Source organism: Streptomyces sp. NPDC037054 (assembly GCF_055606745.1).
The window spans coordinates 89,266-103,231 of record NZ_JBVJSJ010000001.1 but is presented as its reverse complement, the minus strand read 5'-3'; the positions used below and the strand labels follow the sequence as shown (position 1 = coordinate 103,231).

General features: G+C 71.2%; 10 protein-coding genes. All 10 read left to right on the top strand.

Annotated elements, in window-relative coordinates:
* Nucleotides 1-9 precede the first annotated feature (9 nt).
* The 10 genes from nrtL (at nucleotide 10) to prfA (ending at nucleotide 13,895) form a co-directional block, all read left to right on the top strand.
* Nucleotides 10-1,368, top strand: coding sequence for an ArgS-related anticodon-binding protein NrtL (gene nrtL / locus ACZ7D7_RS00490; protein ID WP_470821184.1), 1,359 nt, complete (start codon nucleotides 10-12; stop codon nucleotides 1,366-1,368).
* 26 nt (nucleotides 1,369-1,394) lie between these two features.
* Complete coding sequence (lysA, locus tag ACZ7D7_RS00485) at nucleotides 1,395-2,786, top strand: diaminopimelate decarboxylase (protein ID WP_470821182.1); 1,392 nt, start codon at nucleotides 1,395-1,397, stop codon at nucleotides 2,784-2,786.
* A gap of 199 nt (nucleotides 2,787-2,985) precedes the next feature.
* Nucleotides 2,986-4,278, top strand: coding sequence for a homoserine dehydrogenase (locus ACZ7D7_RS00480; protein WP_470821180.1), 1,293 nt, complete (start codon nucleotides 2,986-2,988; stop codon nucleotides 4,276-4,278).
* A gap of 6 nt (nucleotides 4,279-4,284) precedes the next feature.
* Nucleotides 4,285-5,343 (top strand): threonine synthase, encoded by a 1,059-nt coding sequence (gene thrC / locus ACZ7D7_RS00475; RefSeq protein WP_470821178.1) that lies wholly within the window; start codon nucleotides 4,285-4,287, stop codon nucleotides 5,341-5,343.
* A 397-nt stretch (nucleotides 5,344-5,740) separates the two neighbouring features.
* Nucleotides 5,741-6,670, top strand: coding sequence for a homoserine kinase (gene thrB, locus ACZ7D7_RS00470; protein WP_470821177.1), 930 nt, complete (start codon nucleotides 5,741-5,743; stop codon nucleotides 6,668-6,670).
* 406 nt (nucleotides 6,671-7,076) lie between these two features.
* The gene (rho, locus tag ACZ7D7_RS00465; RefSeq protein WP_470821176.1) at nucleotides 7,077-9,089 is read left to right on the top strand and encodes a transcription termination factor Rho; all 2,013 of its coding nucleotides are present in this window, start codon (nucleotides 7,077-7,079) and stop codon (nucleotides 9,087-9,089) included.
* Nucleotides 9,090-9,238: 149 nt separating this feature from the next.
* Complete coding sequence (locus ACZ7D7_RS00460) at nucleotides 9,239-11,038, top strand: trypsin-like serine protease (protein ID WP_470822398.1); 1,800 nt, start codon at nucleotides 9,239-9,241, stop codon at nucleotides 11,036-11,038.
* 162 nt (nucleotides 11,039-11,200) lie between these two features.
* Nucleotides 11,201-12,310, top strand: a complete 1,110-nt coding sequence (locus ACZ7D7_RS00455; RefSeq protein WP_470821174.1) for an LCP family protein — start codon at nucleotides 11,201-11,203, stop codon at nucleotides 12,308-12,310.
* A gap of 174 nt (nucleotides 12,311-12,484) precedes the next feature.
* Nucleotides 12,485-12,709 carry a 50S ribosomal protein L31 gene (gene rpmE / locus ACZ7D7_RS00450; protein ID WP_030672379.1) on the top strand — a complete coding sequence of 75 codons (225 nt, stop codon included), beginning with the start codon at nucleotides 12,485-12,487 and terminating at the stop codon, nucleotides 12,707-12,709.
* 109 nt (nucleotides 12,710-12,818) lie between these two features.
* Nucleotides 12,819-13,895, top strand: coding sequence for a peptide chain release factor 1 (gene prfA / locus ACZ7D7_RS00445; protein WP_470821172.1), 1,077 nt, complete (start codon nucleotides 12,819-12,821; stop codon nucleotides 13,893-13,895).
* Nucleotides 13,896-13,966: the final 71 nt, after the last annotated feature.

Sequence of the window (13,966 nt, the reverse complement as noted above, 5' to 3'; positions counted from 1 at the left end):
GCTTGTCCCGTGACCCCCGTCGAGCTCTCCCGCACCGTGCTGCACGCCGTGCGTCGTGCTGTTGACGGGGGAGAGCTGAGCGTGACCGTTCCTGAGCGTGTCGTGGTCGGGCCTCCCGGGCCCGGTGGGTGCGGTGACTACGCCACGAGCATCGCCCTCAAGCTCGCTGGGCCCGCCGGGCAGCCGCCCCTCCGCGTCGCCGGCATCCTCAAGGCCCACCTCCTCGACCCCGGCCTCGGCATCGACCTCGACTCCGGCACCGGCACCGACCTCGGCCCCGGCAACCCCATCGAGGACGTCGTCGTCACCCCTCCCGGGTTCCTCAACATCCGGCTGCGTGACAGCGCCCCCGCCGCCCTCGTCGAGGACATCCTGCGATGCGGTGTGCGGTACGGGTACGCCCACACCACGCGGCCCGACACGCAGCCCGATGTGCGGCCCGACGCGCGGCCCCACCCGCAGCCCGACTCGCCGTCCCTTCACCTCCACGCCCCCCGCGAAGTCCGCGCCCTCGTCGTCATGGACGTCGTCGCCCGGCTGCTGCGGGCCCAGGGCACCGACGTGCGGACCACCTGCGACGCGCCCCCCGACCCCGGTTGGGTTCGGATCCTCGGCATCGACGCCCCCGGCACCCCCGACACCCTCGACGCCCCCGGCACCCCCGACACCCTCGATGCCCTCGGCACCCCCGGCGCCCCCCATGCCCCCGGCATCCCCGACGCCCCCGGCATCCCCCACGCCCTCGGCACCCCAAACGCCCTCAACGCCCCTCACGCCTCCGACGGCCGCCCTCCCAGCCCCGACCACCGCCGCATCCAGCCCGTCCCCGCCGACCCCGCCGGCCCCCACCCCACCACCCTCGGCCGTGACGCCGGGCGCTGGGCCCTGCTCCACCCCGCCTCCCACGACCGGCCCCGCATCGGCGACGAGCATCTCGTGCAGCGCGAGTGCAACCCCCTCTTCCGCGTGCGGTACGCCCACGCCCGCACCCGCGCCCTCCTCCGCAACGCCGCCGACCTCGGTTTCACCCCCGAGCCCGGCCCCCTGGCCGACCCCGGGACTCGTTCCAGTACCAGGACCGGCCCCGGCGCCAACCCCTTCTCGCCCCCCGCCCGTCTCCTCGCCACCCTCGCCACCCACCCCCGCATCCTCGCCACCGCCGCCACCACCCACGCCCCCGATCGTCTCGCCCGGCACCTCGTCGACGTCGCCGATGCCGTGCTGCCCTTCCTCCCCTCCGTGCTGCCCGTCGGTGAGGAGAAACCCTCGGCCGCCCACCGTGCCCGGCTCGCTCTTGCCGAAGCCGCCGGGACGGTGCTGGCCGGCGGCCTGTCCCTGCTCGGCATCGACGCACCCGACCACCTCTGAGACGAGACAGAGAGCCACCCCAGATCATGAGCCGTTCCGCACACCCCGCCGGGCCCCGTCACGCCGACGTCCTCCCCGAGGGGCACTACAGCGCTCCGCCCACCGACCTCAACGCCCTCGACGCCAAGGTGTGGGCGCAGACCGTCACCCGCGACGAGGACGGCGTCCTCAGCGTCGGTGGGATCGACGTCAAGCAGCTCGCCGAGGAGTTCGGGACGCCCGCCTACGTGCTCGACGAGGCCGACTTCCGCGAGCGGGCCCGTGCCTGGCGCACCGCCTTCGGGCCGGACGCCGACGTGTTCTACGCCGGGAAGGCGTTCCTGTCGCGTGCCGTCGTGCGGTGGCTGGACGAGGAAGGGCTCAACCTCGACGTGTGCTCCGGGGGCGAGCTGGCCACCGCCCTGTCCGCCGGGATGCCCGCCGAGCGGATCGCGTTCCACGGCAACAACAAGGACGTGCGCGAGATCCGACGGGCCGTCGAGGCCGGCGTCGGGCGGATCGTGCTCGACTCCTTCCAGGAGATCGTGCGCGTCGCCCACATCGCCCAGGAGCTGGGCAGGCGGCAGCGCGTGCAGATCCGCATCACCGTCGGCGTCGAGGCGCACACGCACGAGTTCATCGCCACCGCGCACGAGGACCAGAAGTTCGGCATTCCGCTCGCCGGCGGGCAGGCCGCCGAGGCCGTACGGCGTGCTCTCCAGCTCGACGGGATCGAGCTGATCGGGATCCACTCGCACATCGGGTCGCAGATCTTCGACATGTCCGGCTTCGAGGTCGCCGCCCACCGCGTGGTCCGGCTGCTCAAGGACATCCGGGACGAGCACGGCGTCGAGCTGCCCGAGATCGACCTCGGCGGCGGCCTCGGCATCGCCTACACCAGCGACGACGACCCCCGCGAGCCGCATGAGATCGCCAAGGCGCTCACCGAGATCGTCACCCGCGAGTGCGAGGCCGCGAAGCTGCGGACTCCGCGTATCTCCGTCGAGCCGGGGCGCGCCATCGTCGGGCCCACCGCGTTCACGCTGTACGAGGTCGGCACCGTCAAGCCGCTCGACGGGCTGCGCACGTACGTCTCCGTGGACGGCGGCATGTCGGACAACATCCGTACCGCGCTCTACGACGCCGAATACACGGTCGTCCTCGCCTCCCGCGGCTCCGACGCCGAGCCGATGCTGACGAGGGTGGTCGGCAAGCACTGCGAGAGCGGTGACATCGTGGTGCGGGACGCGTTCCTGCCGGCCGACCTGGCACCGGGTGACCTGATCGCGGTGGCGGCGACCGGGGCGTACTGCCGGTCGATGGCCAGCAACTACAACCACGTGCTCCGCCCGCCGGTCGTCGCCGTGCGGGAGGGCGAGGCCCGGGTGATCGTCCGCCGCGAGACGGAGGAGGATCTGCTGCGTCTCGACGTCGGGTGACGCCGCCGTCGGGCGTTCCAGGGCGTCGGATGACAGGGAACCGCCCGGGTTCCCCTGGCCAAGGAAGATCTTCGGTCTTCCCGGCCACCAAAATGAAATAGACATCTCACGATCCGGACGGGACGCAGGAAGTCCCGTCCGGTGAGTGAGACTGGTTCCACCGTATTCGCGTATTCGGTATGTGAGGAAACGAGGTCGGATGATGCGTACGCGTCCGCTGAAGGTGGCGCTGCTGGGCTGTGGAGTGGTCGGCTCAGAGGTGGCGCGCATCATGACGACGCACGCCGACGACCTCGCCGCCCGCATCGGCGCCCCCGTCGAGCTCGCGGGCGTCGCCGTCCGCCGGCCCGACCGGGTGCGCGAGGGCATCGACCCGGCGCTCGTCACCACCGACGCCACCGCCCTCGTCAAACGCGGCGACATCGACGTGGTCGTCGAGGTCATCGGCGGCATCGAGCCCGCCCGCACGCTCATCACCACCGCCTTCGAGCACGGCGCCTCCGTCGTCTCCGCCAACAAGGCCCTGCTCGCCCAGGACGGCGCCGCGCTGCACGCCGTCGCCGAGGAGCACGCCAAGGACCTCTACTACGAGGCCGCCGTCGCCGGCGCGATCCCGCTGATCCGGCCGCTGCGCGAGTCCCTGGCCGGCGACAAGATCAACCGGGTCATGGGCATCGTCAACGGCACGACGAACTTCATCCTCGACAAGATGGACTCGACCGGCGCCGGCTACCAGGAGGCCCTGGACGAGGCCACCGCGCTCGGGTACGCCGAGGCCGACCCGACCGCCGACGTCGAGGGCTTCGACGCCGCAGCCAAGGCCGCCATCCTCGCCGGAATCGCCTTCCACACGCGCGTGCGCCTCGACGACGTCTACCGCGAGGGCATGACCGAGGTCACCGCGGCCGACTTCGCCTCCGCCAAGGAGATGGGCTGCACCATCAAGCTGCTCGCCATCTGCGAGCGGGCCGCCGACGGGGCCTCCGTCACCGCGCGGGTGCATCCGGCGATGATCCCCCTCAGCCACCCGCTGGCCAGCGTCCGCGGCGCCTACAACGCCGTCTTCGTCGAGTCCGACGCCGCCGGGCAGCTCATGTTCTACGGCCCCGGCGCCGGTGGCGCGCCCACCGCCTCCGCCGTGCTCGGCGACCTCGTCGCCGTCTGCCGCAACCGGCTCAGCGGCTCGACGGGCCCCGGCGAGTCCGCGTACGCCGCGCTGCCCGTGTCGCCCATGGGCGACGTCGTCACGCGCTACCACATCAGTCTGGACGTGGCCGACAAACCGGGCGTCCTCGCCCAGGTGGCCACCGTCTTCGCCGAGCACGGCGTGTCCATCGACACGGTTCGGCAGCAGGGCAAGGACGGCGAGGCGTCCCTCGTCGTGGTCACCCACCGTGCGTCCGACGCCGCCCTCGGCGGGACCGTCGAGGCGTTGCGCAAGCTCGACACCGTGCGTGGTGTCGCCAGCATCATGCGGGTTGAAGGAGAGTAACCAGCAATGACCCACCAGTGGCGCGGAATCATCGAGGAGTACCGGGACAGGCTGCCGGTTTCCGACACCACGCCGGTCGTGACGCTCCGCGAGGGCGGCACGCCCCTCGTGCCCGCGCAGGTGCTCTCCGAGCGCACGGGCTGCGAGGTCCACCTCAAGGTGGAGGGCGCGAACCCGACGGGGTCCTTCAAGGACCGCGGCATGACCATGGCCATCTCCAGGGCGAAGGAGGAGGGGGCCAAGGCGGTCATCTGCGCCTCCACCGGCAACACGTCGGCCTCCGCCGCCGCGTACGCCGTGCGCGCCGGGATGGTCTGCGCCGTCCTCGTGCCGCAGGGCAAGATCGCGCTCGGCAAGATGGGCCAGGCCCTGGTGCACGGCGCGAAGATCCTCCAGGTCGACGGCAACTTCGACGACTGCCTCACCCTGGCCCGCGGGCTCAGCGACAACTACCCCGTCGCGCTGGTGAATTCGGTCAATCCGGTGCGTATCGAGGGCCAGAAGACGGCCGCGTTCGAGATCGTCGACATGCTCGGCGACGCGCCCGAGATCCACGTCCTGCCGGTGGGCAACGCGGGCAACATCACCGCCTACTGGCGGGGCTACAAGGAGTACGCCGCCGACGGCGTCTCGACGCGGACCCCGCGCATGTGGGGCTTCCAGGCCTCGGGCTCGGCGCCCATCGTGCGGGGAGAGGTGGTCAAGGACCCGTCCACGATCGCCACGGCCATCCGGATCGGCAACCCGGCCTCCTGGCAGTACGCCCTCGACGCGCGCGACGAGTCCGGCGGCGCCATCGACGAGGTGACGGACCGTGAGATCCTGCGCGCCTACCGGCTGTTGGCCGCCCAGGAGGGCGTCTTCGTGGAGCCCGCGTCCGCCGCGTCCGTCGCCGGTCTGCTGAAGGCCGCCGAGCAGGGCAAGGTCGATCCCGGCCAGAAGATCGTGTGCACGGTGACGGGCAACGGCCTGAAGGACCCGGACTGGGCCGTCGCCGGCGCCCCGCAGCCGGTCACCGTGCCCGTCGACGCGGCCACGGCGGCCGAACGCCTCGGCCTCGTCTGAGAGCGGCCGGAGCCGGCACGCGAGAGCCGGCCGAGCCGGTACGCGTACGACGCACAGGGACGCGTCGGACGCGTAAGACGGCGCTTACCTGGGGAAGTCTCCCTACGGGGGGTGCACAGGGGGCTTGCGACACGCATCGTGCGCCTCCTGTGCGCCCTATGTCGCCACAGAACCTTCCTTCGATAGGCTGTACCGAACCCGCCCGCCGCATATGCCGCGGTGCCGCGCTGTCTCCGCGGCCGAAAGCGGCCGGTCCTCCGGCCGGCAGCGCGGCCCCTGGGTTCTCGTACGCCATCGGATGCCGAACGAACGTCATTCGACAGTCACGACAACCACGACAGCCACGCAAGCCACGTCAGTCACGACAGTCACGCAGCTCAAGGAGAGTCAACGAGCGATGGCCGGTCCAGCCTTCCGCGCCGCCGCCGTCCGGGTGCGCGTCCCCGCCACCAGCGCCAACCTCGGCCCGGGCTTCGACGCCCTCGGCCTCGCGCTGGGGCTCTACGACGACGTGGTCGTCCGGGTGGCCGACTCCGGGCTGCACATCGACATCGCGGGCGAGGGCAGCGAGACCCTCCCGCGCGACGAGAACCACCTGCTCGTACGCTCCTTGCGCACCGCGTTCGACGTGCTCGGCGGCCAGCCGCGCGGCCTGGAGATCGTCTGCGCCAACCGCATTCCGCACGGCCGCGGCCTCGGCTCCTCCTCGGCCGCCATCTGCGCCGGCATCGTCGCCGCCCGCGCCGTGACCATAGGCGGCGAGGCCCGTCTCGACGACGCGGCGCTCCTGGAGCTCGCGACCGAGATCGAGGGCCACCCGGACAACGTCGCGGCCTGTCTGCTCGGTGGTTTCACCCTGTCCTGGATGGAGTCCGGCGCGGCCCGGGCGATCAGGATGGAACCGGCCGATTCCATCGTTCCGGTGGTTTTCGTCCCCGGGAAGCCGGTCCTCACCGAGACCGCGCGCGGCCTGCTGCCGCGTTCTGTCCCGCACGTCGACGCCGCCGTCAACGCGGGCCGTGCCGCCCTGCTCGTCGAGGCCCTCACCCGGCGCCCCGAGCTGCTGCTGCCCGCCACCGAGGACCGCCTGCACCAGGAGTACCGCGCGCCGGCCATGCCCGAGAGCGCGGCGCTGGTCGAGCGACTGCGGTCGGTCGGCATCCCGGCGGTCATCTCCGGCGCCGGACCCACGGTCATGGCGCTGGCCGACGCGGACACCGCCGACAAGGTGGAGACGCTGGCGGGAGAGGACTGGGCGGCGAACCGCCTCGGCCTCGATCTGCAGGGAGCGAGCGTGCTGCCGCTTGCGCCCTCCGGTGACATTTAAAAGCGCACGGTTGCCGGATTTCGAGAGGGGGAATGTTTGTTGGATCCGGTAGTGTTAATCTCAAGTCTGCACCCGACCCCACCATGGCGAGGTGCCTCGTGTCCCCGTCCGGGACAGACATTCTTCCGGGAGCCCCCCAAGTCGCACGGTGTTCGGTACCTCGTATGCGGGCAGTACGTGGTACGTGAGTGCTGAGCGACCCGCCGGGCCCGCTCCGGAGCAGGTGCGACCACGCCACGTGACACTCGGTGCCACGGCTCGAGGAAGCGCCATCACCAGAAATCTCTTCCGCCGCTTTTGGCGGACCACCGCCCCGGCACGGTCACGCAGAACAGGACCGTAGCCGGACAGCACAACCGGTCGCCGAGCCAGACAGGCCGACGTCCGCTCCAGGGAAGGACCCTTCGTGAGCGACACCACCGATCTGATGGGCGCACGTGTCGAGGAGACCGCTGCCGCGCCCGCCACGGACGCCTCCGCGCCTGCCACCGGTGCCGGCTCCCGGCGGCGCCGCGGTACCGGCCTCGAGGGCATGGTGCTGGCCGAGTTGCAGCAGGTCGCATCCGGCCTCGGCATCAGGGGCACCGCGCGGATGCGCAAGAGCCAGCTGATCGAGGTCATCAAGGAGGCGCAGGCGGGAGGTGGATCCGCCCCGGCCGCCAAGGCCGACGACGCCGCCGAGGCCAAGCCGAAGCGCCGCAGCACCTCCCGCGCGCGCACCGGTGACGAGGCCCCCGCCGAGAAGGCCGAGAAGAAGGCGCAGAAGCCCGCCGCCGAGCAGGCCCAGCAGCAGATCGAGATCCCCGGCCAGCCCGCGAGCAACGAGGCCCCGGCCGAGCGCCGCCGGCGCCGTGCCACGGCCGACGCCGGTGCCCCCGCGGGCAGCGCCGAGACGATCGCCGCCGAGGCGAAGAGCGAGCCGAAGGCCGAGACGCCGGCCCAGCAGCCCCAGCAGGGCGACGGCAAGGGTGACAGCCGCGCCGACGGCAAGGGCGACGTCGAGGGCGGCGAGGGCCGCCGCCGGGACCGCCGCGAGCGCGGCCGGGACCGCGACCGTGACCGCGATCGCGATCGCGACCGGGGCGACCGCCGCGGCAAGGGCGACGACCAGCAGAACCAGCAGCAGGGCCAGCGTCAGCAGGGCGGTGGCGGCGGCCGGCAGCAGCAGGACGACGACGACTTCGAAGGCGGCCGCCGTGGCCGTCGCGGCCGCTACCGCGACCGCCGTGGCCGCCGTGGCCGCGACGACATCGCGTCCGAGCCGCAGATCGCCGAGGACGACGTCCTGATCCCCGTCGCGGGCATCCTGGACATCCTCGACAACTACGCCTTCATCCGGACCTCCGGCTACCTGCCCGGCCCGAACGACGTGTACGTCTCCCTCGCCCAGGTCCGCAAGAACGGCCTGCGCAAGGGCGACCACATCACCGGTGCCGTGCGCCAGCCCAAGGAGGGCGAGCGCCGCGAGAAGTTCAACGCGCTGGTCCGCCTCGACTCCGTCAACGGCATGGCGCCCGAACACGGCCGCGGCCGACCGGAGTTCAACAAGCTCACCCCGCTGTACCCGCAGGACCGCCTCCGCCTGGAGACGGACCCGGGCGTGCTCACCACCCGCATCATCGACCTCGTGTCGCCGATCGGTAAGGGCCAGCGCGGTCTGATCGTGGCCCCGCCGAAGACCGGCAAGACCATGATCATGCAGGCGGTCGCCAACGCGATCACGCACAACAACCCCGAGTGCCACCTGATGGTCGTCCTCGTCGACGAGCGTCCGGAAGAGGTCACCGACATGCAGCGGTCGGTGAAGGGCGAGGTCATCTCCTCGACCTTCGACCGCCCCGCCGAGGACCACACCACGGTCGCCGAACTCGCCATCGAGCGGGCGAAGCGCCTGGTGGAGCTGGGCCACGACGTCGTCGTGCTGCTCGACTCCATCACGCGTCTGGGCCGTGCGTACAACCTCGCCGCCCCGGCCTCCGGCCGCATCCTGTCCGGTGGTGTCGACTCGACCGCCCTGTACCCGCCGAAGCGCTTCTTCGGTGCGGCCCGCAACATCGAGGACGGCGGTTCGCTGACCATCCTCGCCACCGCGCTGGTGGACACCGGGTCCCGCATGGACGAGGTGATCTTCGAGGAGTTCAAGGGCACCGGCAACATGGAGCTCAAGCTCGACCGGAAGCTCGCCGACAAGCGCATCTTCCCGGCGGTGGACGTCGACGCGTCCGGCACCCGCAAGGAGGAGATCCTGCTCGGCAACGAGGAGTTGGCCGTGGTCTGGAAGCTGCGCCGGGTGCTGCACGCGCTCGACCAGCAGCAGGCGATCGAGCTGCTCCTCGACAAGATGAAGCAGACGAAGTCGAACGTCGAGTTCCTGATGCAGATCCAGAAGACGACGCCGACGCCCGGCAACGGCGACTGACGTCACGCCTGTCAGAAGGGCCGCTCCCGCACACGCGAGGGCGGCCCTTCGCATGTACTCGGACAGGTGTACGATCACGCTGCTTCGGGCCCTTTTTCGTCGCGTGCCCGAACTTCTGATCCCGAGGGGGGACTTGCGTGGGTAGACCCATGTCCGGGGGCGGGCGTCACAGACGCCGGATTCGTATCGCCCTGCCCGTCGCGGCGGCCGGTGTCGCCGCCGCCGTCGCCGCGACGCTGCTGTCGTCGTCCGCCGGCGCCGCCACCCCGCTTCCGCGGCCCACCGTGAAGCCCGCCACCACCGCGCCCCCGCTCGCCGAGCTGGAGAAGCGCGTCGCGGGCGCCGTCGCCGGTGACGACACCCCCGGTACGGCGAGCGGTAAGGAGTCGCTGAGCGCGAGCAGCGACGGCCCCACCGTCGACGCCAAGATCATCGGCGGTACGACGACCACCATCACGTCGGCGCCCTGGATGGCGCAGCTCTGGTACCACGACGACCGGGGCACCACCGCCGAGACCGACGACATCGGCTTCTTCTGCGGCGGCGCCGTCGTCGCCCCGACGAAGATCCTCACCGCCGCGCACTGCGTCAAGAACTACGACTGGCGCGCGAACGGCGCGATCGTCACCGGCACCTCGCAGCTGCCCACCACGGACAGCGCGGGCGACACCGACCTGCACGGCGGCACCGTCTCCGGCGTCTGGCGGCAGTGGAACCACCCGTCGTACAGCGCGACCACCATCGACAACGACATCGCGGTCCTGACGCTGCCCGCTCCGGTCAGGGCGACGCCGATCCGCATGACGACGTCCGGCGACACCGCCTCCTACGCGGCCGGCACCAGCGCCAAGGTCTACGGCTGGGGCCGCACCACCTCCACCGACGACAGCGTCTCCGACACCCTCAAGACGGCCACGCTGCCCGTCCAGTCGGACAGCACCTGCGCCGGCTACTACGGCGCCGACTTCGTCAAGGGCCACATGGTGTGCGCGGGCAAGCCCGCCACCGGCTCCGACACCGGCACCACCTCCGCCTGCAACGGCGACTCCGGCGGCCCGCTCGTCGTGAACAACCGCATCGTCGGCGTCGTGTCGTGGGGCGTGCGGGACTGCGTCGCCCGGGGCGCGTACAGCGTCTTCGCGAAGGTGAGCACGTACGTCGGCGCGGCGTACCCGCGCATCGACGACACCAACATCAGCGGCGACCACCGCGCCGACCTGTGGGTGCGCGAGTCGTCCACCCGGACCGGCTTCTCGAAGAACTCCACGGGAAGCACCTTCGGCGCCCGCGAGTCCTGGGGCGACTGGACCGGCGTCAACGTCGTCCTCCAGACCGACCTCGACCGCGACGGCTACGAGGACCTCGTCTACCGGGTCACCACCACCGGCGACGTGTACTGGACGCACTACGTGCCCTCCAGCGGCTCCTGGTCGACCCGGCAGATCGCCGACAACTGGAAGACCCGCACCCGCATCGTCGCGCCCGGCGACATCAACGGCGACTACCTGCCCGACCTGCTCTCCGTCGACGCCGGCGGCTACCTCTGGCTGTACCCGGGCAAGGGCAACGGCTACTTCTCGTCCCGCGTGCAGGTCAGCTCCGGCTGGAACCAGTACAACTCGGTGCGCGGCCACGGCGACTTCACCGGCGACGGCAAGGCCGACCTGATCGCCCGCAACAAGAGCACCGACGACGTCTACCTCTACAAGGGCACCGGCAAGTCCGGCAGCGCCGCCTTCTCCGCCCGCATCAAGGTCCGCGACTGGAGCAGCTACAACGCCTTCGACGCCGTCGGCGACATCACCGGCGACGGCAGGGCCGACTTCCTCGCCCGGACCTCGGGCGGCACGCTCTACCTCTACAAGGGCACCGGCAAGGCGACCAGCGAGATCTTCGCCACAAGGGTCTCCCTCGGCACCGGTTTCCAGCGGTACGACATCTGGGGCTGAAACCCCAGGTGAGTCCCGCTCTCCGCAGGTGATCCGCGACGCTCCGTGCCCACCGCGCCACGTGGTGGGCACAGAGCGTTGTGCGACTCTGTGCGCCGGTTCCCGCCCGACGGCTGGAACCGGCCACAGGGGGTAACCGTCTGTACGAGAGCCGAGGAGCACATGTCTGCCGAGAGCACGCCGGGCCGACCCGGAGACCGCACCGGGGGCCGCCGCCGCAAGCCCCGCGGCACGCGCCGCAAGGGCCTGCTGATCACGGCCTGGGTCGCCGCGGGCATCGTCGTCCTGGGCGGCACCGGCGCCGGATACCTGTACTTCAAGCTCAACGGCAACATCAGCAGCGTCGACATCGACCAGGTCCTCGGCACCGACCGGCCCGAGAAGACCGACGACGGCTCCCAGAACATCCTCGTCCTCGGCTCCGACACCCGCTCCGGCGGCAACAGGAAGCTCGGCGGCGGCGCCGACGACGGCACCGCCCGCTCCGACACCGCGATGGTCGTCCACGTCTACAAGGGCCACAAGAAGGCGAGCGTGGTGTCCATCCCCCGGGACACCCTCATCGACCGGCCCGAGTGCACCGACGGCGACGGCGGCACGCACGACGCCGCGAAGGGCGTGATGTTCAACTCCGCCTACGCCACCGGCGGCGCCGCCTGCGCCGTGAAGACCGTCGAGACCATGACGGACCTGCGCATGGACCACTACCTGGAGGTCGACTTCGCCGGCTTCCAGAAGCTGGTCGACGAACTCGGCGGCGTCGAGGTCACCACCAGCGAGGACATCGACGACCCCGACAGCCACCTGAAGCTGGACGCGGGCACCCACCGGCTCACCGGCGAGCAGGCCCTCGGCCTGGTCCGCACCCGGCACGGCGTCGGCGACGGCTCCGACCTCGGCCGCATCGAACTCCAGCAGGCCTTCGTCAAGGCCCTGCTCGCCCAGGTCAAGGAGGTCGGCGTCTTCACCAGCCCGAAGAAGCTGTACGACCTGGCCGACACCGCGACCAGGACGGTCACGACCGACTCCGGCCTGGCCTCCGTGAACTCCCTGATGTCCTTCGCGAACGGCCTCAAGGGCATCACCCCCGAGAACCTCGACATGGTCACCCTGCCGGTCCGCTACGACCCGGCGGACCCGAACCGGGTGCTGGTCCGGAAGGCCAAGGCCGAGCAGGTCTGGCAGGCCCTGAGGAACGACAGGCCGATCCCGGCGACGGCCACCGCGGGCACGGCGACCGGCGAAGCGCGCGGTGTGGTGAGCGCCCCGTAAGGGGCACGGGGAACCGCGCGAGCGACCACAACCGCACCCGCACGGAAATAAACAACGCCGACCCCCCGTTTTGGGGGATGGCCCCAGTCCTGGCAGACTGGTACGTCGGCTCCGGTTCACGCTCCCGCACCCCGCGGCGGCGACCCGGCGCCCTCCCGAAACCTAGGAGACACCTTGAAGCGCGACATCCACCCCGAGTACGTCGAGACGCAGGTCAGCTGCACCTGTGGCGCGTCGTTCACCACCCGCAGCACGATCCAGTCCGGCACCATCCGGGCCGAGGTCTGCTCCGAGTGCCACCCGTTCTACACGGGCAAGCAGAAGATCCTCGACACCGGTGGCCGTGTGGCCCGCTTCGAGGCCCGCTTCGGCAAGGCTGCCGCCGGCTCCAAGAAGTAGCGAGCCTCAAATCCGCCGGTCCACGGCCGTGCCCCTCGTCAGGGGCGCGCCGGGACCGGCGTTTTTGGTCGCCCGCCCTTCCCCCTCACCGCAGTATCAGGAGCCCAAGATGTTCGAGGCCGTCGAGGAACTCGTCGCCGAGCACGCCGACCTGGAGAAGAAGCTCGCCGACCCGTCGGTCCACTCCGACCAGGCCAACGCGCGCAAGCTGAACAAGCGCTACGCCGAGCTCACCCCGATCGTCGCCACGTACCGCTCCTGGAAGCAGACCGGCGAGGACATGGAGACCGCGCGCGAACTGGCCGACGACGACCCGGACTTCGCCGCCGAGGTCAAGGAGATGGAGGCGCAGCGCGAGGAGCTCACCGAGAAGCTGCGCCTGCTGCTCGTCCCGCGCGACCCCAGCGACGACAAGGACGTCATCCTCGAGATCAAGGCCGGCGCCGGCGGCGACGAGTCCGCGCTGTTCGCCGGCGACCTGCTGAGGATGTACCTGCGCTACGCCGAGCGCGTCGGCTGGAAGACCGAGATCATCGACGCCACCGAGTCCGAACTGGGCGGCTACAAGGACGTCCAGGTCGCGGTGAAGACCAAGGGCGGCCAGGGCGCCACCGAGCCCGGCCAGGGCGTGTGGGCCCGCCTGAAGTACGAGGGCGGCGTGCACCGCGTGCAGCGCGTGCCGGCCACCGAGTCGCAGGGCCGCATCCACACCTCCGCCGCCGGCGTGCTCGTCACGCCCGAGGCCGAGGAGATCGACGTCGAGATCAACCCCAATGACCTCCGCATCGACGTGTACCGGTCCTCCGGGCCCGGCGGCCAGTCCGTCAACACCACCGACTCCGCCGTGCGCATCACGCACATTCCGACCGGAGTCGTCGCCTCCTGCCAGAACGAGAAGAGCCAGCTGCAGAACAAGGAGCAGGCGATGCGTATCCTGCGCTCCAGGCTGCTCGCCGCGGCGCAGGAGGAGGCGGAGAAGGAGGCCGCCGACGCCCGCCGCAGCCAGGTCCGCACCGTCGACCGCTCCGAGAAGATCCGCACGTACAACTTCCCGGAGAACCGCATCTCGGACCACCGCGTCGGCTTCAAGGCGTACAACCTCGACCAGGTCCTGGACGGCGACCTCGACGCGGTGATCCAGGCGTGCGTCGACGCGGACTCGGCCGCCAGGCTCGCAGCCGCGTAACCCACGTACGAGCACTTCGGAGGACTTGCGTGCAGCAACATTTTGGGGGGCGACCCCCAAGCCCCCGCAGC

Coding starts and splice junctions, on each gene's coding strand:
- lysA (WP_470821182.1), top strand. CDS start 1,395: ATGAGCCGTTCCGCACACCCCGCCGGGCCCCGTCACGCCGACGTCCTC.
- ACZ7D7_RS00480 (WP_470821180.1), top strand. CDS start 2,986: ATGATGCGTACGCGTCCGCTGAAGGTGGCGCTGCTGGGCTGTGGAGTG.
- thrC (WP_470821178.1), top strand. CDS start 4,285: ATGACCCACCAGTGGCGCGGAATCATCGAGGAGTACCGGGACAGGCTG.
- thrB (WP_470821177.1), top strand. CDS start 5,741: ATGGCCGGTCCAGCCTTCCGCGCCGCCGCCGTCCGGGTGCGCGTCCCC.
- ACZ7D7_RS00460 (WP_470822398.1), top strand. CDS start 9,239: ATGTCCGGGGGCGGGCGTCACAGACGCCGGATTCGTATCGCCCTGCCC.
- ACZ7D7_RS00455 (WP_470821174.1), top strand. CDS start 11,201: ATGTCTGCCGAGAGCACGCCGGGCCGACCCGGAGACCGCACCGGGGGC.
- prfA (WP_470821172.1), top strand. CDS start 12,819: ATGTTCGAGGCCGTCGAGGAACTCGTCGCCGAGCACGCCGACCTGGAG.